This is a genomic window from Achromobacter sp. GbtcB20 (assembly GCF_019091095.1).
Classification (GTDB): Bacteria; Pseudomonadota; Gammaproteobacteria; order Burkholderiales; family Burkholderiaceae_B; genus Achromobacter; species Achromobacter mucicolens.
The window spans coordinates 75241-100762 of record NZ_JAGXJZ010000005.1 but is presented as its reverse complement, the minus strand read 5'-3'; the positions used below and the strand labels follow the sequence as shown (position 1 = coordinate 100762).

General features: G+C 64.5%; 24 protein-coding genes. 21 read left to right on the top strand and 3 right to left on the bottom strand.

Annotated elements, in window-relative coordinates; genetic code table 11:
* The first annotated feature begins 6 nt into the window (after positions 1 to 6).
* Positions 7 to 963: a D-2-hydroxyacid dehydrogenase family protein gene (locus tag KVT32_RS09540; RefSeq protein WP_217618093.1), complete on the top strand. Its 957-nt coding sequence runs from the start codon at positions 7 to 9 to the stop codon at positions 961 to 963.
* A gap of 76 nt (positions 964 to 1039) precedes the next feature.
* On the opposite strand, the gene ttcA is transcribed toward KVT32_RS09540, so the two are convergent.
* Both ttcA and folB read right to left on the bottom strand, forming a co-directional pair.
* On the bottom strand, positions 1040 to 2008 hold the full coding sequence (gene ttcA / locus KVT32_RS09535) for a tRNA 2-thiocytidine(32) synthetase TtcA (RefSeq protein WP_128827104.1): 969 nt from the start codon (positions 2006 to 2008) through the stop codon (positions 1040 to 1042).
* Position 2009: 1 nt separating this feature from the next.
* The gene (folB, locus tag KVT32_RS09530; protein ID WP_152383231.1) at positions 2010 to 2369 is read right to left on the bottom strand and encodes a dihydroneopterin aldolase; all 360 of its coding nucleotides are present in this window, start codon (positions 2367 to 2369) and stop codon (positions 2010 to 2012) included.
* A gap of 121 nt (positions 2370 to 2490) precedes the next feature.
* Between folB and KVT32_RS09525 the strand changes: the two genes are divergently transcribed.
* The 5 genes from KVT32_RS09525 (at position 2491) to KVT32_RS09505 (ending at position 5583) form a co-directional block, all read left to right on the top strand.
* The gene (locus tag KVT32_RS09525; protein ID WP_152383232.1) at positions 2491 to 3393 is read left to right on the top strand and encodes an NAD(P)/FAD-dependent oxidoreductase; all 903 of its coding nucleotides are present in this window, start codon (positions 2491 to 2493) and stop codon (positions 3391 to 3393) included.
* Positions 3394 to 3573: 180 nt separating this feature from the next.
* Positions 3574 to 3726, top strand: coding sequence for a hypothetical protein (locus KVT32_RS09520; RefSeq protein WP_175156449.1), 153 nt, complete (start codon positions 3574 to 3576; stop codon positions 3724 to 3726).
* A 351-nt stretch (positions 3727 to 4077) separates the two neighbouring features.
* A complete protein-coding gene (locus KVT32_RS09515; protein ID WP_152383233.1) occupies positions 4078 to 4359 on the top strand; it encodes a toxin VasX in 282 nt (93 codons plus the stop codon).
* A gap of 22 nt (positions 4360 to 4381) precedes the next feature.
* Complete coding sequence (locus tag KVT32_RS09510; protein ID WP_175156450.1) at positions 4382 to 4783, top strand: hypothetical protein; 402 nt, start codon at positions 4382 to 4384, stop codon at positions 4781 to 4783.
* Between the two features lie 275 nt (positions 4784 to 5058).
* Positions 5059 to 5583: a DUF6708 domain-containing protein gene (locus tag KVT32_RS09505; RefSeq protein WP_152383235.1), complete on the top strand. Its 525-nt coding sequence runs from the start codon at positions 5059 to 5061 to the stop codon at positions 5581 to 5583.
* 595 nt (positions 5584 to 6178) lie between these two features.
* On the opposite strand, the gene KVT32_RS09500 is transcribed toward KVT32_RS09505, so the two are convergent.
* Complete coding sequence (locus KVT32_RS09500) at positions 6179 to 7951, bottom strand: M61 family metallopeptidase (RefSeq protein WP_217618092.1); 1773 nt, start codon at positions 7949 to 7951, stop codon at positions 6179 to 6181.
* Between the two features lie 27 nt (positions 7952 to 7978).
* On the opposite strand from KVT32_RS09500, the gene KVT32_RS09495 reads away from it, so the two are divergent.
* From KVT32_RS09495 to KVT32_RS09425, 15 genes are all read left to right on the top strand, one after another.
* A complete protein-coding gene (locus KVT32_RS09495; protein ID WP_056327615.1) occupies positions 7979 to 8755 on the top strand; it encodes an enoyl-CoA hydratase in 777 nt (258 codons plus the stop codon).
* 255 nt (positions 8756 to 9010) lie between these two features.
* Positions 9011 to 10561, top strand: coding sequence for a DUF1254 domain-containing protein (locus tag KVT32_RS09490; protein WP_217618091.1), 1551 nt, complete (start codon positions 9011 to 9013; stop codon positions 10559 to 10561).
* Between the two features lie 466 nt (positions 10562 to 11027).
* A complete protein-coding gene (locus tag KVT32_RS09485) occupies positions 11028 to 11441 on the top strand; it encodes an ATP synthase subunit I (protein ID WP_063955419.1) in 414 nt (137 codons plus the stop codon).
* An 82-nt stretch (positions 11442 to 11523) separates the two neighbouring features.
* A complete protein-coding gene (gene atpB / locus KVT32_RS09480; RefSeq protein WP_056327613.1) occupies positions 11524 to 12405 on the top strand; it encodes a F0F1 ATP synthase subunit A in 882 nt (293 codons plus the stop codon).
* A gap of 118 nt (positions 12406 to 12523) precedes the next feature.
* The gene (atpE, locus tag KVT32_RS09475) at positions 12524 to 12766 is read left to right on the top strand and encodes a F0F1 ATP synthase subunit C (RefSeq protein WP_003815363.1); all 243 of its coding nucleotides are present in this window, start codon (positions 12524 to 12526) and stop codon (positions 12764 to 12766) included.
* Between the two features lie 144 nt (positions 12767 to 12910).
* Positions 12911 to 13381 (top strand): F0F1 ATP synthase subunit B, encoded by a 471-nt coding sequence (locus KVT32_RS09470; RefSeq protein ID WP_008167494.1) that lies wholly within the window; start codon positions 12911 to 12913, stop codon positions 13379 to 13381.
* A gap of 12 nt (positions 13382 to 13393) precedes the next feature.
* Positions 13394 to 13933 (top strand): F0F1 ATP synthase subunit delta, encoded by a 540-nt coding sequence (locus tag KVT32_RS09465; protein ID WP_056327612.1) that lies wholly within the window; start codon positions 13394 to 13396, stop codon positions 13931 to 13933.
* Positions 13934 to 13961: 28 nt separating this feature from the next.
* Positions 13962 to 15503 carry a F0F1 ATP synthase subunit alpha gene (gene atpA / locus KVT32_RS09460; protein ID WP_056327611.1) on the top strand — a complete coding sequence of 514 codons (1542 nt, stop codon included), beginning with the start codon at positions 13962 to 13964 and terminating at the stop codon, positions 15501 to 15503.
* Between the two features lie 98 nt (positions 15504 to 15601).
* Positions 15602 to 16507, top strand: coding sequence for a F0F1 ATP synthase subunit gamma (gene atpG, locus KVT32_RS09455; RefSeq protein ID WP_008167500.1), 906 nt, complete (start codon positions 15602 to 15604; stop codon positions 16505 to 16507).
* Positions 16508 to 16550: 43 nt separating this feature from the next.
* The gene (gene atpD, locus KVT32_RS09450) at positions 16551 to 17951 is read left to right on the top strand and encodes a F0F1 ATP synthase subunit beta (protein ID WP_054455184.1); all 1401 of its coding nucleotides are present in this window, start codon (positions 16551 to 16553) and stop codon (positions 17949 to 17951) included.
* 9 nt (positions 17952 to 17960) lie between these two features.
* The gene (locus tag KVT32_RS09445; RefSeq protein WP_056327609.1) at positions 17961 to 18386 is read left to right on the top strand and encodes a F0F1 ATP synthase subunit epsilon; all 426 of its coding nucleotides are present in this window, start codon (positions 17961 to 17963) and stop codon (positions 18384 to 18386) included.
* Between the two features lie 192 nt (positions 18387 to 18578).
* Positions 18579 to 19493 carry a helix-turn-helix domain-containing protein gene (locus tag KVT32_RS09440; protein WP_217618090.1) on the top strand — a complete coding sequence of 305 codons (915 nt, stop codon included), beginning with the start codon at positions 18579 to 18581 and terminating at the stop codon, positions 19491 to 19493.
* A gap of 126 nt (positions 19494 to 19619) precedes the next feature.
* Positions 19620 to 20693 (top strand): uroporphyrinogen decarboxylase, encoded by a 1074-nt coding sequence (hemE, locus tag KVT32_RS09435; protein ID WP_108697056.1) that lies wholly within the window; start codon positions 19620 to 19622, stop codon positions 20691 to 20693.
* A gap of 336 nt (positions 20694 to 21029) precedes the next feature.
* On the top strand, positions 21030 to 23135 hold the full coding sequence (locus KVT32_RS09430) for a primosomal protein N' (RefSeq protein ID WP_152383239.1): 2106 nt from the start codon (positions 21030 to 21032) through the stop codon (positions 23133 to 23135).
* Between the two features lie 306 nt (positions 23136 to 23441).
* Positions 23442 to 25505 carry a UvrD-helicase domain-containing protein gene (locus KVT32_RS09425; protein WP_152383240.1) on the top strand — a complete coding sequence of 688 codons (2064 nt, stop codon included), beginning with the start codon at positions 23442 to 23444 and terminating at the stop codon, positions 25503 to 25505.
* Positions 25506 to 25522: the final 17 nt, after the last annotated feature.

Here is a 25522-nt window from a genome sequence, read left to right as displayed (position 1 = left end):
CAAGACTTGAAAATCGCAATTCTCGACGATTACCACGACGTAGCCCGGCGCTATGCGGATTGGACCTCGCTGGGCGGCGACGCCGAGGTGCAGATCTTCAACAACTTCATCCCCGACGACCAGGTCGAAACCGCGCTCGCGCCCTTCGACGTGATCGTCGCCATGCGCGAACGCACGCCGTTCCCCGCCGAGCGCATTCGCGCGCTGTCCAAGCTTCGGCTTCTGGTCACCACCGGCATGCGCAACAACGCCATCGACATGCAGGCCTGCGCCGAGCAGGGCATCGTCGTGTCCGGCGCGCCCGGCAGCGCCGATGCCAACACCGCCACCGCGGAACTCGCGTGGGCGCACATCCTGGGTCTCTTCAAGCACCTTCCCGCCGAAGACGCCGCCATGCGCCGCGGCATGTGGCAGACCGGCATGCCCGAGCCGCTGGCCGGCAAGCGCCTGGGCGTGGTGGGCCTGGGCAAGCTGGGCGCCGCAGTCGCCAAGGTGGGACTGGCCTTTGGCATGGACGTCGTGGCCTGGAGCCCCAACCTGACCGATGAGCGCGCCCAGGCCGCCGGCGTCACGCGCGTGGACAAGCACGCGCTCTTTTCCACGTCCGACGTGGTCAGCCTGCACCTGATCCTGTCCGAGCGCAGCCGACACATCGTGGACGCCACCGCGCTGGCCGCCATGAAGCCCACCGCGTACCTCGTGAACACGTCGCGCGCGGGTCTTGTCGACCAGGAAGCGCTGATGGACGCCCTGGTGAAATTCCGCATCGCCGGCGCGGGCCTGGACGTCTTTCCCGAGGAGCCCCTGTCGCCCACTGACTCCGTGCGCGACCTGGACAACGTGATCCTCACGCCGCACCTGGGCTATGTCAGCCGCGAAAACTTCGAGGCGTTCTACCAGAACTGCCTGCAAGCCGTGAAGGCATGGGCGGCGGGCGCGCCGATCCGCGTGCTGAACGCCTGATTCTGCAGCGCAAGCGCAAGGCTGCAAAAAAAAGGGGCTGCAATCGCAGCCCCTTGTTTGTTTGTCCTGCGCCGCATCACCCGCGCGAGAACATCACCTTCTTTTCGATGATCGCGCCCGGCTCCAACGCCGTCGGCGTATCGCCGCACGCTTCGTCCGCGTCTTCCGTGGGGTCGACCGTATCGAACGCCGTGTCGCCGTTGGCGTCCGGCACGCCCGTGGGCTTCAAGCCCACGAAGTCGAACAGGTCCCGGTCCATCAGGTGCGAGGGCACGACGCGCGACAGCGCGTTGAACACGTTCCACGACCGGCCCGGGTGCTGCTTGTCCCATTCCTTGATCATGCGGCCCACTTCCTTGCGCTTCAGGTTCTCTTGGGAACCGCAAAGATTGCACGGAATGATCGGGAATTGCTTGAGCTCGGCGTAGGCGATCAGGTCGGACTCGACCACGTAGGCCAGCGGGCGGATCACCGTGTGGCGGCCGTCGTCGGACACCAGCTTGGGCGGCATGCCCTTGGCCTTGCCGCCGTAGAACAGGTTCAGGAAGAACGTGGCCAGGATGTCGTCGCGGTGATGGCCCAGCGCGATCTTGGTGGCGCCCAATTCCGAGGCGACGCGGTACAGGATGCCGCGGCGCAACCGCGAACAGAGCGAGCACATCGTCTTGCCCTCTTCCAGCACGCGCGTGACGATGGAATACGTATCCTGCGTCTCGATGTGGAAGGGAACGCCCAGTTCCTTCAGGTACTGCGGCAGGATGTGATCGGGAAAGCCCGGCTGCTTCTGGTCCAGGTTCACGGCGATCAGTTCAAACTTGAAGGGCGCGCGCTTCTGGAGCTGCAGCAGGATGTCCAGCATGGCATAGGAGTCCTTGCCGCCGGACAGGCAGACCATCACGCGGTCGCCTTCCTCGATCATGTTGTAGTCGGACAGGGCGCGCGTGGTCTCGCGCGCCAGCCGCTTGGTCAGCTTGTTGCCTTCGTGCCGGGCTTTTTCGTCGGCGGGCGTGCGAAATTGCACGCCGGGGGGAGCGATATCGTTCATGTCAGCGGGTGATCTGGATTTCCACGCCCACCGCCGCGCAGTCGGAGAAGGCCATGGGCTTGCTGATGCGCAGGCGCAGCGCGCGGATTTCCTGGAAGTCGGCAAGCAGGCGCGCCGCGACCTGTTCGGACAGGGTTTCGATCAGGTTCACGTGCGCCTGCGTGCATTCCTCGACGATGGCCTCGCGCAGCTGGCGGTAGTCCAGCACGCTGTGGATATCGTGGTCGTCCACCGAGCGCTGGATGTCGACGTCGAATTCGGCATCGACGTGCAGGGGCTGGGTGGCGCGGCGCTCGTGCTCGAGGATGCCGATGCGGGCGTCGAGCGCAAGCCCGGAAAGAATGATGCGGCGAGTGGGCATGATGAAAACCTGGGTGGAATAGCCCGAATTGTAAGGCGACGGCGGATGGGGTGACGCGCTGGCTACAATCCGGCCATGTCCGGGCGCCCGCGAGGCGCCGGCGCAGTCAATAAGGGGTGAAATGCAACAGATGCACGATTCGGTCATTGTAGGCGGCGGCCCGGCCGGCGCCTCCTGCGCCCTCTGGCTGGCCCGCCTGGGCCTGTCGCCGCTGCTGGTCGAGGCCAGCGCCCGCCTGGGCGGCCTGGGCAATGACAACCCGTTTGCCGACGACTGGATCGCGGTCCTGCCCGGCGTCACCGGCCAGCAGGTCGCGGCCAATATCGACGCCAGCGTGCGCGCCGCCAATGTGCCCCTACGGCTGGAAACCCGCGTCGCCGGCGTGCGGCCGTGCAAGGGCGGCATCGAGGCCACGCTCTCTGGTCCCGACGGCGAGCAGACCCTGGCCCGTGCCCGCACCCTGGTCATCGCCTCGGGCGTGCGCGCCAAGGGCCTGCCCGGCCATCCGCCGGGCGCGTCCTGGCCGGGCGTGCTGATCGGCCCCGGCTCACCCATCGTGGCGCAGGACTATTCGGGTTTGTCGGTCGCCGTGCTGGGCGGGGGCGACAACGCCTTTGAAAACTTCGTCTACGTGCGCAACCGCGGCGCGCGAACGGTTCATCTGTATGCCCGCAGCGTGCGCGCCCAGCAGCAGTGGGTCACGCGCGCCGGGTCCGAAGGCGTGCACATCGGGCCCTACCAGGTCGATCCCGCCGCGCGCAGCGTGGACGGCCGCCAGTACGACCTGATCCTGGTCTTCTACGGCTGGGAACCGCAGGCCGCGTTTGCCGACACGCTGCACCTGGCGCGCGACGAGCGCGGCTACATCCGCACCGACTTCGCCACCGCCGAGACCAGCGTGCCGGACATCTACGCCATTGGCGAAGTCGCGCACCGCATGCACCCGTGCGTGGTGACCTCGATGGCCGACGGCGTGGTGGCCGCCAAGGCCATCCAGCGGCGCTGGGAGCGCGCGGGGGCGTGAACGGGCCGCGGGCCACGATGCGCTCTTCAGCCCAGGCGAACCCACACCTCCGGATTCCAGAATAGGCATTTGACCGCGCCGCGCCCGGCGGCACCATCGACATCTCGGCGCGCCGCATCGCCGACAAGCTGTCGGCCAGGCTGGGGCAGGGTCATCGTGGAGAATCGGGCCGGCGCCGCGATGGACCTGACCGTCGGCGCCAAGCAGGTGCACGCCATGAAGGCGGGCGTCAGCGAATCCTTCCTGCGCACCGTCACCGGCGCGCCGCTGCACTTCACGCAAGCGCCGTGCACGATCGTCCTGGACGGTGAGGGCGTGCCGCGCTACGCGTAAACGTCGAGCGCCCGGCAAAGAAGCTACGTTTCACAACCCTGGCCGTCGGATCGGCCGCTGCGCTGTGCCTGGACGTGACCGCCGTCGCCCAACCTATTAGCGCTGTCGGCGTTCGTCACGTGCTGTCGCTCAGGATACTGCGGCAGATAAATCGGATCGTTTCAAGCATCTGCTAACACCAGATCAATTCGGTTCACTAATAAGACTCCTTTGATTTACACGCAGTATCGACAGCTTCTAAAAGCGGTAGTGCCGCTTGGCACCAAGGACAACCCGTGCGCGCTTTAAAAACTACGACGTCTGTGCGTGGCAGCGCATCGTTGCGTCATTACCTCCCGCCGCGAGCTACACATGAGCATCAGCAAGACCCTGACCCAGGCCCGGCGCCAGGCGGCGCCCAATCCCACCGGCACGTGCAGCGCGTGTGAACGTACCGGCTTACCGATCCTGCCGCTACGGCTTGCAGTCATGCCGCTCACAGACGGACTCAAGCAACATGGCGCACTGAGTCACGAATCCATTCAGACCGCATTGCGTGTATTGCGGCAGGGGTATGTCTATGTGCTGCTGGACAAAGAAATCTGGCATGCCTATCAGGTCACCCCGGAAGGCTATCTGCGCCAGTTCAGATGAGCTTTATAGCGAAGACATTGAAGTGCTCAAGAACCGCGGCGCGGTAATACAGACAAAAGCGCTTGTTTATAGGGCGATCCTACCTGGCTTCGATACCGTACGATCCCGCTACCGCTTCACCCTCACTACCGAGCGCTTTGGCCTCGCACAAGATGGCAAACGAAGTCCTACTCTGTCTTCGCACGTCATGGCATCTGGGCAAGTTAACGATACCGCCCACGGCGTGCAAACTTCGGACTTCAATCATCCCGACTACACGCTGGTCGGCGAGACGAAACCAACATCGGAACGGCCGATTCTCAGCGGCCGATACTGGCTGGATCCGATCAACACGATTAAATCGGCAACATTTGCTGTGGCATTCTGGCCGGATAAGGACGACAGCACCGGCTTCGCAGCTATCGAGATCACGGAGGAAATTTGATGGCGAGACCACAGCTAAGTCCCCCGTGCGCCGGATGGCAGTGTGATCTGCCGGGCCCCAATGACCCTCTCATTGAGCCCCCTCTGCTGCTATGGCGAGCTCCGACGCATATGGACGAAACGTATGTCGAGTTCGCTCGGAGTACATCTATATTTCGCGGAACGCTCCTTTTCTTTTCGCTGCTGATTGCATGGACATGTCTCGAACAGACAATTCTGATCACTAGAAATCTCAGGGCCATCACGACGACGGGTGTGGGGGCTTTTGAAATAGGAATGTTCTTGCTGTTTGCAATTGCCATCGCAGTATGCGTTTGGGCAGCATGTGTGTTCTATCGCGCGGACGTCTCCCCGCCCCGCGATCTCCCGCTTCGCTTCAATCGCCTACGTCGCAAGGTCTACGTTTATGGCTTCCATTCAGTCTGGTGGAATCCCTTCGAGCGCGGGTATGTGACGACGGCGAGTTATTACTGGGACGACTTGCGCGCAGAGAAGTGGAAAGTCCGTGGCGCGACGCCTGGCGGCCTGCTCATCATCAAGGAAGGCGTCTCCATCGCGGTGGTGAAACCAGGCACCAACAACGTCGTGACGCGCTTCCAATTGAACACCGACGCTGCGAACACCTCCAACTTCTGGGCGTATGTGTGCGCCTATATGCAGAACGGCATCAACGGCCTCGACCCCGATCGTGCCGAACCTCGCGATGCCAATGACGTCGCTCCCTACAACATCGCCTTGCGCCTGGCCCCAAAGGTTCAGTGGCCGGCGGATATGGATCTTGAATCACGAACGGCACCATGAAGCCGGTTGAGGCCGAAGACTGGATTCGCTTTCCAGAAGGGACCGTTCGCCACCCAGCTACTGCAGCTCCACAGCCCCGGTACATTCGATTGGCGGACGCCCACTTCTGCCGGTGTCTGACACCCTAGGGAGACGCACTTGGCATGACGGGAATCTCACCAGGGTGTCAAACACCTAGGGCAGGCGCAGCCACACGCGAAGCGTCATCGCTACGACGCAAGACGCCGCGTAAGTCCACGAAGGCCGCCCGCGCGGCCGCCCGGGGACGGGCACCGCAAGACGCTTCTCTTCCAAACGACTGCGTGCAAGAACCTCAAGAACCCGACTCGCCCCGCCACCCGTAAAGATTCAACCGTAGAGCCCGGTGCGTCGTGGGCCTGGGGTGGGCGGGGCGTTTAGATGCGCCCGACGGAAACCGAAGGGAGCCGAAGGCGGACGAGGTTGAGGATGGGGCAGTCCGGAGCGAAGGCTCCGGACCGCAATCGGAGCCCCGCCCGCCCCAGGCCCACGACGCGCCGGGCGCCTTAAGAACCCTATAACGGACGAACCGTACCGGACGCCTTAAGAACTCAATCCATCAGGCCGGTACCCACCCTCAAACCAACACACACTCCGCAGCCTCAGGCCCACTCAACTTCACCCGAAACTCCCGCAGCTCATCCCGCCGAAACACATGCACGGTCACCCGATCCCCAACCCGGTACTGCGCCAGCAGCAGATCCAACCCCGCCGGCGCATCCACCCGTAGTCCATCGATAGCCACCAGCACATCTCCCGCCGACAAGCCCCCCTTGTGCCCCGCCCCGCCTTCAAGAACCGTCGCCAGCGTCAGCGAGTCGCCTTGCTTGCGTGTGCGCACATCCAATGACGGAATATTGGCCGACGTCTTCCATTGCAGCTTCACGCCGTGTGTTTCAAGCAATGAAGCCAGCGGCACATCCGCCGTCCCGTACGCATGCCGAGCGATGAAGCGCCGCGTGTCCACCCCCGTCGCTTCCTCGATCAGCGCCGGCAGTCCGTCTTCCGGCAAACCGTGCGGCTTGCCTCGATAGAAGTCCCGGCCATAGCGATCCCACAGCAACCGCATCACGTCGTCCAGCGAATGCGCGCCCGACGATTCCTCGCGGATCAGCAGATCCAGCCCAAGCGCCACCAGCGCGCCCTTCGTGTAATAGCTCACCAGCGCATTCGGCGAATTCTCATCCTGCTTGTAATAGCGCGTCCACGCATCGAAAGAGCTCTCTGCCACCGACTGCTTGTGGCGGCCCGGCGTGCGGGCCACGCTGGTGATCGTCTTGGCCAGCAGGCGCAGGTAGTCCGCGCGCGTGATCGCGCCCGAGCGCAGCAGCAGCAGATCGTCGTAGTAGGAGGTAAAGCCCTCGAACACCCACAGCAGGCGCGTCAGGTCCGGTTGCGACAGATCGTACGGCGCGAAGACATCCGGCTTGATGCGCTTGACGTTCCAGGTGTGGAAATACTCGTGGCTCACCAGCCCCAGGAATCCCCGGTAGCCTTCGCCCTGGCCTTGTTGGCCCAGCACCGGCAGGTCCTTGCGCGCCGTCATCAGCGCCGTGCTGGCGCGATGCTCCAGGCCGCCGTAGCCGTCGCCCGTCACCATCGTCATGAAGACATAGCGGTCCGCGCTGTCCAGGAACGGCGCGCGCTTCGTGCGGGGTTCGAAGAAAGCGATCTGCGTCTCGCAGATCTTCTTCACGTCGTCCGTGATGCGCGCCAGATCCAGATTCGGCGCCACCCCCGTGAACACCAGTTCGTGTTCCGCGCCATGCGCCACAAAGCGCGACACCTGCGGCGTGCCCATCTCGACCGGGTGATCGATCAGCGCGTCATAGTCCGGCGCCAGGTATAGCCCGAAACCGTGACGGCGCGCCGCGCCCTTGTGGCCTGCGGCTTCGGGCAGGCTCGTGTAGACCTTCCAGCCGTCGATGCCGCGCGGCGGCGCCAGGTCCACCAGGCAGGGCTCGTGGTCCTGGCCGTGCACGCGCAGGAACACGCTGGTGCCATTGAAGAAACCGTGCGTCTCGTCCAGATGCGCGCCGCGCACCGACAGGTCCCAGGCGTAGACCGTGTACTCGACCAGCAACGGGCCTTCGCACGGCGCGGCCTGCCAGGTGTGGTTGTCGATCTTGTCGACGGTCACGCGCCGCGTGCCGGCGCGGGCCGACACGGTTTCGATCTGGCGCGAGAAATCGCGGATCAGGTAGCTGCCCGGGATCCAGGCGGGCAGCGACAGGCGCTGCCCGGCGGGCGAGGGCGATGCGATCGTAAGGGTTATCCGGTAGCGGTGGCCGGCGGGATCGTGCGGCGCAAGGCGGTAAAGTATGGGAGGTACGTCATCATTTTTTTTCATGCTCATATCTTATTACCGGAGACATTCATGAGCGAGTCGTTTGTACTGGTCGAAACCCGGGGCCGAGTCGGCCTGCTGACGCTGAATCGTCCCAAGGCGCTCAACGCGCTGAACGATCAGCTCATGGACGAACTGGGCGCCGCGCTGCTGGCATTCGAGGCCGATCCCGACGTCGGCTGCGTCGTCATCACCGGTAGCGAAAAGGCCTTCGCGGCGGGGGCTGACATCGGCGCCATGAAAGACTGGTCGTACATGGACGTGTACGGCAGCGAATACATCACGCGCAACTGGGAAACGCTCAAGCGCATCCGCAAGCCCGTGATCGCCGCCGTGGCCGGCTACGCGCTGGGCGGCGGCTGCGAGCTTGCCATGATGTGCGACATCATCATCGCGGCCGACACGGCCAAGTTCGGCCAGCCCGAAATCAAGCTGGGCGTGATCCCCGGCGCGGGCGGCACGCAGCGTCTGCCGCGCGCCGTCGGCAAGGCCAAGGCCATGGACCTGGCGCTGACTGCCCGCATGATGGGCGCCGAGGAAGCCGAGCGCGCCGGCCTCGTGTCGCGCGTGGTTGCCGCGGACAAGCTGCTTGAAGAAGCCATGGACGCGGCCACCGTCATCGCCTCCATGTCGCTGCCGTCGGTCATGATGGCCAAGGAATGCGTCAACCGCGCCTTCGAAGGTTCGCTCAACGAAGGGCTGCTGTTTGAACGCCGCGTGTTCCATTCGCTCTTTGCTACCGAAGACCAGAAGGAAGGCATGGCCGCGTTCACCGAAAAGCGCAAACCCGACTTCAAACACCGTTAATCCTTGTTACGGCTGTGCCTGCGTGAATCGCGGGCCACGCATTGCCAGGCGCGCCCTATGAAGGCGCGCTTTTTCATGGCCATCTGCACGCAAAGTGCACGTTTCGCCTTGAAACGTCTGGCTAGCACCTTGTTGCAGACTTCGGCCCTATCCTGAATGAGCGTCATCCCGAGGTGCCGCGCCAGAGCGGTTTGCTGTCACTGGCAAATCCCGCGCGGCGGCTCGATTGCAAACAAAATCAAGAAGGAGCCTTGCATGCGTAAACCCATCGCTACCCGCCGGCTGACCACGGCTGCGCTCGCCGGCGCGCTCAGCGTCTGCTTCATCAATGTCGCCCAGGCTCAATCGCCGCAATCCACGCTGCGCCTGGTCTCCGAGACGCCGTACGCCGCCCCGCAGGCCGCCCCGCGGATGAGCGAGGCGGAATTGCGCGATACGGCCATCGATGCCTACGTCTACGCGTATCCCATGGTGCTCATGGAACTGGCGCGCCGCCAGGCCACGGCGGTGCAAAGCCCGCTGGACGGCAAGGCGCCGATGAACCAGTTTGGTCACAAGGCCGCCTTCCCGGATCCGCGCGCGGCCGACACGCCCTGGCCCAGCGCCGACGCGCTGTACTCCAGCCTGTGGTTTGACGTCTCGCGCGCGCCGCTCATCATCAATCTGCCCGACACCGGCGGCCGCTACACCGTGCTGTCGGCGCTGGACATGTGGAGCGACGTCTTTGCCTCGCGCGGCACGCGCACCAATGGCAACGGCGCGCAGTCCTTCGCCATCGTCGGTCCGAACTGGAGCGGCACCGTGCCGGCCGGCGTCGACGTGATCCGCAGCCCGACCGCGATGGGCTGGCTGATCGGCTGGACACAGGCGGGCGGTCCGCAGGACTACGCCGCGGTCAATCAGATCCAGTCCGGCATGACCGCGCGTCCGCTGCTGGTCCCCGTGACGCCCGCCACCGCGCCGCGCGGCCGCAACGCCGGCAACGCGTACCCGCAGACCGGCTCGGGCATCGGCACCGCGCCCATCGGCAGCAACCTGCCCATGCCGGCCCCCGCCGTCACGGTGCCCGACGGCACCCCGGCCGAGCAGGTCGCGGGCATGGATGCCGCCTCGTACTTTGCCGTGTTCTTCGACGCGCTGCGCAACAACCCGCCGCATGCCAACGACACGCCCATGCTGGACCGCATGCGCCGCATCGGCCTGGATGACCGCCAGCCGTTCTCGTATGGCCGCCTGAGCCCGGCAGTGCAGCAGGCGCTGACCGACGCGCAACCCCTGGCCGGCCGCCGCATCGCCGACAACGTCTCGCGCCTGGCCACCCCGATCAACGGCTGGAACACGGTGCTGACGGGCATCGGCACCTACGGCACCGACTACACGCGCCGTGCGGCCATCGCTTATGCCGGTCTGGGCGCGCCCACGCCGGAAGACGTGCTGTACCCGGTGACCGTGTCCGATTCCAAGGGCCGTCCGCTGGATTCCAGCGAAGACTACGTCCTGCATTTCGACAAGGGTCAGCTGCCGCCGGCCCAGCTCTGGTCGCTGCACGTCTACAACAGCAAGTACGGCTTTGCCGAGAATCCGGCCAACCGCTACGTGATCCGCAGCACCGACGGCCTGAAGTACAACGCCGACGGTTCGCTGGACATCTACGTGCAGCGCCGCGATCCGGGCGAATCCAAGCGCGCCAACTGGGTCAGCACGCCTGCCGCCGACGGTCCGTTCGTGCTCAGCATGCGCCTGCACTCGCCGCAGAACACCGCCCTGGACGGGCAGTGGGCGCCGCCGCCTGTCAAGGAAGACTAAGCGCGGGCAAGCGCGAATCTGCTGAACGCATCGCTGCCGACGCGCATCTGCCAGAACGCACAAGGCGCGCGGTCTCCGACAAGGGGCCGCGCGCCTTTTCTTGTAGAGGCGGGACCGGCGGCCACGCCCCGGCAGAGCGCTCGCTCGTCCCCAATTTCTCCGCCGCAAGCAGGCGTTGTTGCCACCTTACAAACGGCCGAAAGTTCATTTGCTAGGGTGCAAAAAACCAAGCTATACTCTGCGGGTTTGACGCTTGCGGGATAAGAAACGTGCGCTTCATAAAGCGCGTCGGTTCCCACAGGGCCAGGTTAAGCGGGGAAGTTTGATGCGGCAGAACTCCATGCAGCAACAGCAGGGTTTAGGGCAGGGTCCTGGACAAGGTCCGGGGGCTGAAAGTCTAAGACCCGAAGGTCTGAGACCCCAAGGTCTGAGGCCCAGTCTGGATCAGGATTCGATCGATCCGGACGTGGTGGAAGTTCTGGTGCTCAGTGACGCGGATCGCGCGGCGCTGAACGCTCAAGCCAGCCGTGGGCTCTTGTTGGCATTGGCGGCGCAAGGCGCCATGGGGCTCGCAGCAGCAGTAATAGCGGGGGTTGTAGGAGGGGCGGCGGCAGGTTGGTCGGCGCTGGCGGGGGCAGGAGCGTATTTCATACCCAATGCGTTGTTCGCATTGCGCCTGGCTGTCAGCGTTCGGGCCGGCAAGGCCAGTCCCTTTACCTTTCTCTCTGGTGAGTTGATCAAGTTGTTCGCAACGGCATTGCTGTTGTGGCTGCTTTCGCGTGTGACGCATGACTGGCTTGTGTGGCCTGCCGCGTTGCTCGGCCTGATACTCACCCTGAAAGGCTATCTCCTGCTTCTGATGTTCCGCAGGCTGTCTTAGCGCCGAGTAAGTTGCGGCAAACGAAATCGTGGAATCGTCCGGTTCGCAAGGACCGGGCATACAGCAAATAGGATAGGTTCAAATGGCTGCTGCCAGCGACGTGTCGCCTCAATCCGCGTATATTCAGCATCACTTGGTGCATCTGAACAATACCGGTGAGAAACAGAGCGCTATTGCTCAGTTCGACATCATCAATTACGACTCGTTGTTCTGGTCCGGCCTGATGGGCCTGATCGTCATTTTCTTCCTGTGGCGCGCTGCCCGCCGTGCGACCAGCGGTGTTCCTTCCCGCTTCCAGGCCTTCGTGGAAATGATCGTCGACATGGTCGACGACCAGGCCAAGGGCATCGTCCACAACGCCAAGAGCCGTCTTTTCATCGCCCCGCTGGCCCTGACCGTGTTCCTCTGGATCATCCTGATGAACGCGCTGGACCTGCTGCCCGTCGACCTGCTGCCCTCGATCTGGCGCCTGACCGGCCTGGGTGCTGAGCACGGCGATCCCCTCTATTACCACCGCATCCTCCCGACCGCCGACCTGAACGTGCCGATGGGCATGTCGCTGGGCGTGCTGCTCCTGATGTTCTACTACGGCATCAAGATCAAGAAGCCGGGCGGTTTCGTCAAAGAACTGTTCACCGCGCCGTTCCATGCGCATGGCCTGGGCGCCATCGTGCTGGCCCCGTTCAACCTGCTGCTGAACCTGATCGAATACGCCGCCAAGTCCGTATCGCTGGGCATGCGGTTGTTCGGCAACATGTTCGCCGGCGAACTGATCTTCATGCTGATCGCCCTCCTGGGCGGCGCCTGGACCGGCTTCAACGGCGCCAGCATCGGCTTGGGCATCGGCCACATCCTGGCCGGCTCGATCTGGGCAATCTTCCACATCCTGATCGTTCTGCTCCAGGCCTTCATCTTCATGATGCTGACGCTGGTGTATCTCGGCCAGGCTCACGAAGGCCACTGATCCCCCGAATTTCCGGCGTCGGCCACCCGGCCGGCACCGGATAGCAAGATTATCTTGCATTGAGCTGTACCTCTTATTTTTCAATTTTTGACTTCAGATTTCTAACCAAGGAGTTGTCATGACCAACGTCGCTTTCGTTGCCCTCGCTTGCGGTCTTATCATCGGTCTGGGCGCTATCGGCGCTTGCATCGGCATCGCACTGATGGGCGGCAAGTATCTGGAAGCTTCGGCTCGTCAGCCTGAACTGATGAACGCTCTGCAAACGAAGATGTTCCTGCTGGCTGGCCTGATCGACGCGGCATTCCTGATCGGCGTGGGTATCGCCATGCTGTTCGCCTTCGCCAACCCGTTCGTCGGCTAAGGCACCGCCCGCCGGCAAATAGGTGGGTCATGACGCTGGCGGCGATGAGAGCAACGGCTCCATCGCCGGTCAGCAAGGTATCGAGTGCTCCGCGACGCCCCTTTCCGGGTGCGGTCGGAGCCGAAAGGTGTTAAAGGAACGACCGTGAATCTGAACGCGACGATCATTTTCCAGATGCTCGTGTTCTTCGTTCTGGGCTGGTTCACGATGAAATTCGTGTGGCCTCCCCTGACGAAGGCGATGGACGAGCGCCGCCAAAAAATCGCCGACGGCCTGGCCGCCGCCGAGAAGGGCAAAGCCGACCTGGCTCAAGCCCAGGCGCGCGTCAGTCTGATCGAGGCTTCTGCCAAGTCCGAAAACCACGCACGCATCATCGAGGCCGAGAAGCAAGCCGCCTCCCTGATCGAGCAGGCCCGCCGCGAAGCGGAAGCCGAACGTGCCCGCATCGTGGCGCAGGCTGCCCAGGATGCCGCGCAGGAAGTCCAGCGCGCCCGCGAAGCGTTGCGCGACGACGTCGCCGCGCTGGCCGTCAAGGGTGCTGAACAGATCCTCAAGCGCGAGGTTGACGCCCGCGCACACGCCGAGCTGCTGAACCAGCTCCGCGCGCAGCTCTAATCCGGGACCGTCATGGCTGAACTTTCCACTGTTGCCCGGCCCTACGCTGAAGCGCTCTTCAGCGCAGCGCGCGACGACAAGGCCGGTCTGCCGGCGTGGGCCGACCTGGTCAGCGAAATGTCGCAGGTCGCCTCCAACCCCGACGTGCGCGAGGCCATGGCCGATCCGCGTCTGGGCGACAAGCAGCGCGTCGAACTGTTTACCGGCCTGATCAAGGCCGATTTGCCGCAAGCCGCCCGTAATTTCATCGAGCTGCTGGTCGAAAACGACCGGCTGCTGCTGCTGCCCGAGATCGCCTCGCAATTCGTCGCGCTGCGGAATCGTCACGAAGGCACGGCGCAGGCGGAAATCACCAGCGCGTTCGAGCTGAGCGATGCCCAGGTCAAGGATCTGGTCGCCGCGCTCGAACAAAAATTCGGCCTCAAGCTCAAGCCCAGCGTTACCGTCGACCCGTCGTTGATCGGCGGCGTGCGCGTGGCCGTCGGCGACCAGGTGCTCGATACTTCCGTACAAGCCCAATTGGTCCGCATGCGCGATCAGCTCGCCGCTTAAGGCTACTAACAGGATTCCAGGAGTCAATATGCAACTCAATCCCTCCGAGATCAGCGAACTGCTCAAGAGCCGCATCGAGGGCCTGGGCGCTTCGGCTGATGTCCGTACTCAGGGCACCGTCGTGTCCGTGACCGACGGTATTACCCGCATCCACGGCCTGTCGGACGTGATGCAGGGCGAAATGCTCGAATTCCCCAACAACGTTTTCGGTCTGGCGCTCAACCTCGAGCGTGATTCCGTCGGCGCCGTTATTCTCGGCGACTACACCGGCGTTTCCGAAGGCGACCAGGTCAAGACGACCGGCCGCATTCTGGAAGTTCCGGTTGGTCCGGAACTGAAAGGCCGCGTGGTCAACACGCTGGGCGAGCCGATCGACGGCAAGGGTCCGGTCAACGCCAAGGCCACCGACATCATCGAAAAAGTGGCGCCTGGCGTTATCGCCCGCCGCTCGGTGTCGCAGCCGCTGCAAACCGGCATCAAGGCTATCGACTCGATGGTTCCCATCGGCCGTGGCCAGCGCGAACTGATCATTGGCGACCGCCAGACCGGCAAGACCGCCGTGGCCGTCGACACGATCATCAGCCAGAAGGGCAAGGGCGTCACCTGCGTGTACGTCGCTATCGGCCAGAAGGCGTCGACGATCAACAACGTGGTCCGCAAGCTCGAAGAGCACGGCGCGATGGAATACACCATCGTCGTGGCCGCCTCGGCTTCCGACTCCGCCGCCATGCAGTACCTGGCCGCCTACGCCGGCTGCACGATGGGCGAATACTTCCGCGATCGCGGCGAAGACGCCCTGATCGTCTATGACGACCTGACCAAGCAAGCCTGGGCCTACCGCCAGGTCTCGCTGCTGCTGCGCCGTCCGCCGGGCCGCGAAGCCTACCCGGGCGACGTGTTCTACCTGCACTCGCGTCTGCTCGAGCGTGCCGCTCGCGTCAACGAAGAGTACGTCGAGAAGTTCACCGAAGGCGCCGTCAAGGGCAAGACCGGCTCGCTGACCGCGCTGCCGATCATCGAAACCCAGGCAGGCGACGTGTCGGCCTTCGTTCCGACCAACGTGATCTCGATCACCGACGGCCAGATCTTCCTGGAAACCGACCTGTTCAACGCCGGTGTCCGCCCCGCAATCAACGCCGGTATCTCGGTGTCCCGCGTCGGTGGCGCTGCCCAGACCAAGGTCGTCAAGAAGCTGTCCGGCGGTATCCGTACCGACCTGGCGCAGTACCGTGAACTGGCCGCTTTCGCGCAGTTCGCCTCCGACCTGGACGACGCGACCCGCCGCCAGCTCGAGCGCGGCAAGCGCGTCGTGGAACTGCTCAAGCAGCCGCAATACCAGCCGCTGCAGGTGTGGGAACTGGCCGTTACGCTGTACACGGTCAACAACGGCTACCTGGATGACGTGGACGTGGCCCAAGTGCTGTCGTTCGAGAAGTCGCTGAAGGATCAGCTCAAGGCCAAGCACGCGGCCCTGATCCAGCGCATCGAAGACACCAAGGAACTGTCCAAGGACGACGAGGCCGAACTGGCCGCCGCCGTTCAGGAATTCAAGAAGCACGGTGCTTTTTAAGAAAGTGATGGGTTAGGCGTCCAAGGCGCCTCACCCATCCTTCCCGGATGGTTGAGGCGCGAGCGGAACCCATCGGCCAGTCTTCACAGGAAAGCGCAATGCCCGGAATTAAGGAAATCCGAACCAAGATCAAGAGCGTGCAAAACACGCGCAAGATCACCAAGGCGATGGAAATGGTCGCCGCATCCAAGATGCGCAAGGCGCAGGAACGGATGCGTGCTGGCCGTCCGTACGCCACCAAGGTGCGCGAGATTGCTGCGCACCTGATGCAGGCCAATCCCGAGTACAGCCACCCGTACCTGGTCGAACGCGAAATCAAGGCGGTCGGCGTGGTCATGGTGACGACCGACAAGGGTTTGTGCGGCGGCTTGAACACCAACATCACCCGCGTGACGTTGGCCAAGCTGAAAGAGTTCGAGAAAAACGGCATCGCCGTGCAAGCGACCGCTTTCGGCAACAAGGGCGTGGGTGTGCTGACCCGTATCGGCGCCAAACTGGTTTCCCAGGAAGTGCAACTGGGCGACAAGCCGCAACTGGACCGCCTGCTGGGCGCGATCAAGGTGCAGCTGGACGCCTACCTGGAAGGCCGTATCGACGCGCTGTACGTGGCCTCGACCCGCTTCGTCAACACGATGAAGCAAGAGCCCCTGTTCCTGCGTCTGCTGCCGCTGGCCAGCGGTTTGGAAGATCCGTACCAGACGGGCGCCGAAAGCCTGGCCAAGACCTCGGAAGTGAAGTCGGAATACAGCTGGGATTACATCTACGAACCCGACGCCCGTAGCGTGATCGACGACCTGCTGCAGCGTTACGTTGAAGGCCTGCTGTACCAAGCCGTGGCCGAGAACATGGCTTCGGAGCAGTCGGCCCGGATGGTCGCCATGAAGGCGGCGTCGGACAACGCCAAGAAGGTCATCGGCGATCTGCAACTGGTCTACAACAAGACCCGTCAGGCCGCGATCACCAAAGAAATTTCGGAAATCGTAGGGGGCGCTGCCGCCGTTTGAGGCAGGCAGCATCCCGTCAAAAGCTATCAAGCAAGGAATCGACATGAGCAACGGAACCATCGTTCAGTGCATCGGCGCCGTGGTGGATATTCAGTTCCCCCGCGATCAAATGCCCAAGATCTATGAAGCGCTTACTCTGGCCGACGAGGGTTCCTCGTTCGCCGAAAAGGGTCTGACGCTGGAAGTGCAGCAACAGCTGGGCGACGGCGTGGTGCGTACCATTGCGCTGGGCTCCAGCGACGGCCTGCGCCGCGGCATGAAGGTCACCGGCACGGGCGCCCCGATCTCGGTGCCCGTCGGCACCGGCACGCTGGGCCGCATCATGGACGTGCTGGGTCGTCCCATCGACGAAGCCGGCCCGATCCAGCACGACGAAAAGCGTGGTATCCACCAAGCCGCTCCCCGTTTCGACGAACTGTCGCCGTCGGTGGAACTGCTGGAAACCGGCATCAAGGTTATTGACTTGGTGTGCCCGTTCGCCAAGGGCGGCAAGGTCGGCCTGTTCGGCGGCGCCGGCGTGGGCAAGACCGTGAACATGATGGAACTCATCAACAACATCGCCAAGCAGCACAGCGGTTTGTCGGTGTTTGCCGGCGTGGGTGAGCGTACCCGTGAAGGCAACGACTTCTACCACGAAATGGAAGAGTCGAACGTTCTGGACAAGGTCGCGATGGTGTTCGGTCAGATGAACGAACCCCCCGGCAACCGTCTGCGCGTGGCGCTGACCGGCTTGACGATGGCCGAGAAGTTCCGCGACGAAGGCCGCGACATCCTGTTCTTCGTGGACAACATCTACCGCTACACGCTGGCCGGTACCGAAGTGTCCGCACTGCTGGGCCGTATGCCGTCCGCCGTGGGTTACCAGCCCACGCTGGCCGAGGAAATGGGCAAGCTGCAAGAGCGCATCACCTCGACCAAGACCGGCTCGATCACCTCGATCCAGGCCGTGTACGTCCCTGCGGACGACTTGACCGACCCGTCGCCTGCCACGACCTTCCAGCATTTGGACTCGACCGTCGTGCTGTCGCGTGACATCGCCGCCCTGGGTATCTACCCGGCCGTGGACCCGCTGGATTCGTCCAGCCGCCAGCTCGACCCGCAAGTCGTCGGCGAAGAGCACTACGCCGTGGCCCGTGGCGTGCAGCAGACGCTGCAGCGCTACAAGGAACTGCGCGACATCATCGCGATTCTGGGCATGGACGAACTGTCGCCGGAAGACAAGCAGGCCGTGGCCCGCGCGCGTAAGATCCAGCGCTTCCTGTCGCAGCCGTTCCACGTCGCCGAAGTGTTCACCGGTTCGCCCGGCAAGTACGTTCCGCTGGCCGAAACCATCCGTGGTTTCAAGATGATCGTCAACGGCGAGTGCGATGCCCTGCCGGAACAGGCGTTCTACATGGTCGGTTCGATCGACGAGGCCTTCGAGAAGGCCAAGAAACTGCAATAAGGAACCGATATGGCTACCCTGCATGTGGATGTGGTCAGCGCAGAGGAAGCGATCTTCACCGGTGAGGCGAAGTTCGTGGTTCTGCCTGGCGAGTCGGGTGAACTGGGCATTCTGCCCGGCCACACCCCGCTGATCTCGCGCATACGCCCCGGAACGGTCAAGATCGTTCGTGCCGACCAAGGCGAGGAAAACATCTTCGTCGCCGGGGGTATCCTGGAAGTTCAGCCGGGCAGTGTGACGGTTCTGGCCGACACGGCTATCCGCGCCGCCGACCTCGACGAAGCCCGCGCCCTGGAAGCGCGCCAGAAGGCCGAACTGGCCCTGGCCAACGCCAAGGACAAGGCTGACATCGCTGTCGTCGAAGCCGAGCTCGCCATGCTGGCTGCACAAGCCATCGCGGCGCGCAAGCTGCGCCAAGGCGGCCGCTCGCACTAAGCGGCAACGCGGTTCTCCGGGCTTGCCCCGGACACGAAAGAAGCGGCCCCCGGGCCGCTTTTTTTATGGGGGTGCGAAACTGCGAAACCCATGCGGACGCCCCGTCACGGCCAGCCGCAATGCGTTCACTACGAATAGTCGCGGCGGTGTTGCAACAGTAGCCTTCAGTTTTGCGATGCAAACGAGGAAGGCATGCGAGACGTGCTGGATTGCGGGGTGCTGATGGCGCCCGATCATGAAACGACGATGGGCGCCTGGGTCGCAGGCCATCAGGGCAGGGTGACGCGCGTGCGGCTGCATGCGGTGTCCCTGGCGCCGCCGCCGGACTCCCTCGCCCGGCAGTCGCTGTCGCTGCGGCGTTACGACGCCTGCATCCTGCCCGTGGCGCCGGGGTCGCTGGCGTGGGCCCGCATGGCCCTGCAGCAAGCCCGCAGCACGCTCTCCACCCCCATTCTGCTGCTGATCCACGACGTGAAGGCGCCAGCGATTCTCGATCTGCTCAGCTTGGGCGCGGCCGATTTCATCGGCCAGCCGGTGTGCCTGGAAAGCCTGCGCGTACGGCTGGTTCGCCTCGCCCGCCGCAGCGCCTTGCCGGGCGCCGGCGCGACGGGCGGGGTCCATGAGCGCCGGGCCAGTTATCTAAGCGTTGACGCGCCGAGGGGCGGCGCCGGGCATGCGCTCGCCGGTCAACGCTTCTCCGATGCGGGCGAGCTTGAGCGCGCGCCGCTCTCGCATCACGCGTCCCACGCATTGCTCGGGCGTCATTCGCCTCATGCGCACCACCCGTCTATCGGTCCCCACGCGGCGTCCGCGCGTCCCAGGGTGGCCGTCGATGTCATCGAACACGCCTTGAGCAGCATGCGCCACCAATACAAGCGGGGCGCGCCAGAGACCTTTCGCGCGGCGAAGGCGCAGGTGGTGAACGGATTCGAGCGCGAATACATCCGCCATGCGCTGTCGCGTCACGGGGGCAACGTGGCCCAGGCAGCGCGCGCGTGCGCCAAGCACCGCCGGGCGTTCTGGGCGCTGATGCGCAAGCACGGCATAGAAGCCGCACCCTACCGCCAGGCCGCGCAGGCGGCCTCCCTGCAGCACGAAGGCGGCTAAGGCGCAAAGGCGCCAACCCGTCCCCTGCGCTGCCCCTTGCGCGTGCGCAATCCCCCGGATACGGCCGCCGCGCGCCTTGCCGGCCAGGGGAAGTAAACTCACGGCTTCCGATCATCGAGGTTAGCCGTGTCCGCTCCCCGTTTGAAGAACGATGTGTTCTTGCGCGCCCTGATGCGCGAACCCGTGCCTTATACCCCCATCTGGCTGATGCGCCAGGCGGGCCGCTATCTGCCCGAGTACCGCGAGACGCGCGCGCGTGCGGGCTCGTTCATGGGCCTGGCGCAGAATCCGGACTTTGCTTCGGAAGTCACGCTGCAGCCGTTGGAACGCTATGACCTGGACGCGGCCATCCTGTTCTCGGACATCCTGACCGTGCCGCACGCGATGGGTCTGGGGCTGGACTTCGCCGAAGGCGAGGGCCCGCGGTTTGCGCATCCTATCCGCACCGAAGAGGACGTCGCGCGCCTGGCGGTGCCCGACATGGACAAGCTGCGCTACGTGTTCGATGCGGTCAGCACCATCCGGCGCGATCTTGACGGCAAGGTGCCGCTGATCGGTTTTGCCGGCAGCCCCTGGACCATCGCCTGCTACATGGTTGAAGGCAAGGGCAGCGACGACTACCGCCTCATCAAGACCCTGCTGTACTCGCGCCCAGATCTGCTTCATCGCATCCTCGAGATCAACGCCGAAGCTACCCTGCAATACCTGAATGGCCAGATCGCCGCGGGCGCTCAGGCCGTCATGCTGTTCGACAGCTGGGGCGGTGTGCTGGCTGATGGCCTCTTTCAGCAGTTCTCGCTGGCCTACACGAAGAAGGTCGTGGCGGGCCTGACCCGCGAGCACGAAGGCCGGCGCGTGCCCGTCATCGTGTTCACGAAGGGCGGCGGCCAATGGCTTGAAGATATCGCGGCCTGTGGCAGCGACGCCGTGGGCCTGGACTGGACGGTGGACCTGGCGGCGGCCCGCCGGCGCACCGGGGATTCGGTCGCGTTCCAGGGCAACCTGGATCCGATGGCGCTCTTTGGTGGCGCCAGCGCCATCCGCAAAGAGGCGCGCCGGGTGCTGGACGCGTTCGGACCGGTGGGCAAGGGCGGCCATGTGTTCAATCTGGGGCATGGCATTTCCCGCTTCACTCCGCCAGAAGCGGTAGCTGAATTGGTCGATGAAGTCCACCAACACAGCCGTGCCCTACACGCGTAAGTAAGTGAACGCTTCGGCCCGAAGGGCCGAAGCAAGCAGGCCGCGAAGGCGACTTGTGCACAATAAATTCGGCCTCGGGGAAAACCCTTCCCAAGCTGGCTTACATTCTCGAAACCGGCCTCAAGTGCCTGTTTTATATCGGAAAATGTCGCTTATCAACAGGGGTGCAATAGTTTGTGCATTCTTGCCATATTCCATTTTCCGATGTTGCTCTTGCCTTTTCCCCAAAGTTATCCACAGGCGTCGGTGGATCGATGGCGTCCGGGCAGGCGACAATCGTCCCATGCCGCGCCTGGCGCTTCTCATCCTTTCGGCTAGTCCTATTTCAGTAGATGAATGTCCCCCGATTCCCTGCCTGACGCGCAAGTAAAGCCCGACTCCTCAGCGGTGTGCTGGGTGCGCGTCGCGCTGGACGTGCCGTTGCCCGGCCCGTTCGATTACCGCAGTGATGCGCCGATCGCCGTCGGCCTGCGGGTGATCGTTCCGTTCGGCCGGCGCAAGATGATCGGGGTTGTCGTCGACAATCCCGCCGAACCTTCTTTCGAGCCCAAGCAGATTCGGCCCATCGAGGCGGTGCTGGACGATCTGCCGCCGTTCGACGAAGCGTGGTTGCGCATGGCGCGCTTTGCCGCCGACTACTATCAGCGGCCCCTGGGCGAGGTGATGCTGCCCACGCTGCCGCCGCCGCTGCGCAAGCCCACGTCCTATCAGGGCAAACGGTCCGGGGAAGGGCCCGTGGCGCGCATGGATGCGCGCAAGCGCAAGACTGTGCGCGCGCCGGCCACGCCCGACCAGCCGCCCGCGCTGAACGACGCGCAGGAAGCCGCGGTGCAAGCCATTGGCGCGCTGGACGGATTCAAGCCGGTGCTGCTGCATGGCGTGACGGGAAGCGGCAAGACCGAGGTCTACCTGCGTGCCGCCGAAAAGGTCCTGGCGGCGGGGCGGCAGGTGCTGTTGCTTGTCCCGGAAATCAACCTGACGCCGCAGCTTGAAGCCGCGCTGCGGGCGCGCCTGGAGTCTCTGGTCGGGCCCGAGGGGCTGGCGGTCATGCACAGCGGCCTGTCCGACGGCGAGCGGCTGCAGGCCTGGACCCGCGCCCATCGCGGGCAAGCCCGCATGCTGCTGGGCACGCGCATGTCGATCTTCGCGCCGCTGACGCAGCTAGGACTGATCGTGGTCGACGAGGAACACGACGCCTCCTACAAGCAGCAGGACGGACTGCGTTATTCGGCGCGCGACCTGGCCGTGTGGCGCGCTCACGATCTGAACATCCCGGTCGTGCTGGGCTCGGCCACGCCGTCGCTGGAGACCTGGCAGCACGCCGAACGCGGCCGCTACCTGCGCCTGACGCTGCCGGGCCGCGCCCGCTCCAGCGAACTGCCCAAGATCCGGCTGGTGGACACGCGCCGCCTGCAAATGAAGCAAGGCCTGTCGCCGCAGCTTGTCGAGGCCATCGGCCAGCGGCTCGAGCGCAAGGAACAGGTGCTGATCTTCCTGAACCGGCGCGGCTATTCGCCCGTCCTGCACTGCCAGTCCTGCGCCTGGGTCAGCAACTGTCCGCGCTGCACGGCCTTTACCGTGCTGCATCGCACCGATGGCCGCGGCCATCGCCTGCAATGCCATCACTGCGGTTACCAGGCCCCCGTGCCGCGCGCCTGCCCCGAATGCGGTGATCAGGACTTGGCGCCGATGGGCCGCGGCACGCAGCGTGTCGAGGAACACCTGGCCGAACTCTTTCCCGAGGCGCGCATCCTGCGCATCGACGCCGACAGCACGCGCAAGAAGGGCAGTGCCGAGGCGTTGTTCGCGTCCGTGCACGCCGGCGAGGTCGACATTCTGGTGGGCACGCAGATGGTGGCCAAGGGCCACGACTTTGCGCGCCTGGGACTGGTGGGCGTGCTGAACGCGGATTCGATGCTGTTCGCCCATGATTTCCGCGCGCCCGAGCGCCTCTTTGCGCAATTGATGCAGGTGGCCGGCCGCGCGGGCCGCCACCAGGGCAACGGAGAAGTCCTGATCCAGACCGGCTACCCCGAGCAGCCGGTGTACCAGGCCCTGCTGCGCCACGATTACGCCGGATTCGCGCGCCATGCGCTGCACGAGCGCGAGAGCACGGGGCTTCCGCCCTTCGTTTACCAAGCGCTGCTGACCGCCGAAGCGCGTGAGCTCAAGGTGGCCCAGGCGTTCCTGGAGCAGGCGCGCGTGCTGCCCGAGGGCGAGTGGGCCGCCGATTTTCCGGGCATGGACGCGATCATGCTGTATGACCCCGTGCCGCTGCGCGTGGTGCGCGTGGCCAACATCGAGCGCGCCCAACTGCTGGCAGAAAGCAGCAGCCGGCCGGCCCTGCAGGCGTTTCTGGCTTCATGGTCGCACCACCTGCCTTATCTGGCCAACGAGGCGCGCGTGCGCTGGCAACTGGAAGTCGATCCGCTGGAAATCTGATCGGCGGCGAAGCGGGACGCTCGGGCGACGGGGCGCTGCGGCAACAGTTCGCCGCTGCGACGATGCTCCGGTGTCGCGAACCTGCGGCCACGCGGGGCGCTTCTACGGCCACCCGCCGATGCGCCATCGACCCGATTGTTCTATGATCGTCTTCCTCTATCGCACCGGCGCGGCAGACCCGCTGCGGCGGCTGCGCCCGTCCCCTTTTTCTCGCGTTTTTCCGGCCCATTGACGGGCAGCGGCAGGCCCCTTGCTTGCCGGCTGTCCTGGCATGGCCGCCGCAACGCATGACGATCTGACTCTCCAATGTCCGCAAGCGAACCGATTGGCCACGGCATGAATCCCGCGCAGCGGGAGGCGACGCTTTACCTGGACGGCCCCTGCCTGGTCCTGGCCGGCGCCGGCAGCGGCAAGACGCGCGTCATCACGCAGAAGATCGCGTATTTGCTGCGCGAATGCGGCTACATGGGCCGCAACGTGGTGGCGCTGACCTTCACCAACAAGGCCGCGCGCGAAATGGACGAGCGCGTGAAGACGCTGGTGGACCGCAAGCTGTCCAAGGGCCTGATCATCAGCACCTTTCACTCGCTGGGCGTGAAGATGCTGCGCGAAGAAGCGCGCAACGCCGGCCTGAAGCCCACGTTCTCCATCCTGGATGCCGACGACGCCATGTCGATCATCCAGGAACTGCTGGCGACCACCGACAAGGCCCGCCTGCGCCACGTGCAGGGCATCATCTCGCTGTGGAAGAACGCGCTGATGGAGCCGGACGACGCCGCGCGTGAAGCCATCACCCCGGGCGACGTCGAAGCCGCCAACGTCTATCGCAGCTATGCCGCCACGCTGGCCGCCTATCAGGCCGTCGACTTCGACGACCTGATCCGCATTCCCGCGCAGCTGCTGGCCAGCAACGAAGAAGTGCGCACCCGCTGGCAGAACCGCGTGCGCTACCTGCTGGTCGATGAGTACCAGGACACCAACGTGTGCCAGTACCGGCTGGTGCAATTGCTGACGGGCCCGCGCGCCATGTTCACCGCGGTGGGCGACGATGACCAGGCCATCTATGCCTGGCGCGGCGCCACCATCGAGAACCTGGCCAAGCTGACTACCGACTACCCCAACATCAAGCTCATCAAGCTTGAGCAGAACTACCGCTCGGTGCAGCGCATCCTGGCGGCGGCCAACCAGGTCATCGAAAAGAACCCCAAGCTCTTCGAGAAAAAACTGTGGTCCGAGCTGGGCGTGGGCGAACCCATCACGGTGGCGGCCATGGACGGCGAGGAACAGGAGGCCGAGTCCATCGCCATGAAGGTGTCGGCGGCGCGCTTCGAGCGCCAGGCCCAGTGGAAGGATTTCGCCATCCTGTACCGCAGCAACCATCAGTCGCGCATCCTGGAGCAGGCACTGCGCAACCTGAAGATCCCGTACACGATTTCCGGCGGGCAAAGCTTTTTCGACAAGGCAGAAGTGCGCGACATCCTGGCGTATCTGCGCGTGCTGGCCAACGACGATGACGATCCCGCCTTCATCCGCGCCGCAACCACGCCCAAGCGCGGCATCGGCCAGGCCACGCTGCAGGCGCTGGGCCAGTACGCGGCCAGCCGGGAACTGTCGCTGCTTGCCGCCGTGGCCGAGACCGGCCTCGAAAGCGTGCTCGCGCCCCGCCAGCTTGAACAGCTGCGCACGTTTGCCGAATTCATCCGCCGCATGCAGTGGCGCGCCGGTCGCGGCGCGGCCTCGGGCAAGGACGCGGCGCCCGCGGAACCGGCCGGCGCGATTCTCGACGACCTGCTCGAAGCCATTCAGTACGAGCGCCACCTGTTCGAAATCTTCGAGGAACGGCCCGCGCAGACGCGCTGGCAGAACGTGCTGGAGCTGACCGGCTGGCTCAAGCGCAAGGCCGAGGAAGACAACATGACGCTCTTTGACCTGGTGCAGCACGTCGCCCTGGTCACCATGCTGGAACGCGGCGAGGAAGAAGAGCCCGACGCCGTGAAGATGTCGACGCTGCACGCTTCCAAGGGCCTGGAGTATCCGCACGTGTACCTCGCGGGCGTGGAAGAAGGCCTGCTGCCTCACTTGGGCAAGGACGACGAAGTCGGCGACCCGGCGCGTGCCGCCGAAAACCTGGCCACCCGCATCCAGGAAGAACGGCGACTGATGTATGTCGGCATCACGCGCGCGCAGCGCAGCCTGCACCTGAGCTGGTGCAAGCGCCGCCGCCGTGCGCGCGAAGACCTGGTCCGCGAGCCCTCACGCTTCATCGAGGAGATGGGACTGGGCGACGTGCGCATCCAGGAAGACGACGCGACGGCCGCCATGAGCCCCAAGGAGCGCATGGCCATGCTGAAGGCGCTGCTGAACAAATAGGGCCGGCGGCGCGGGCT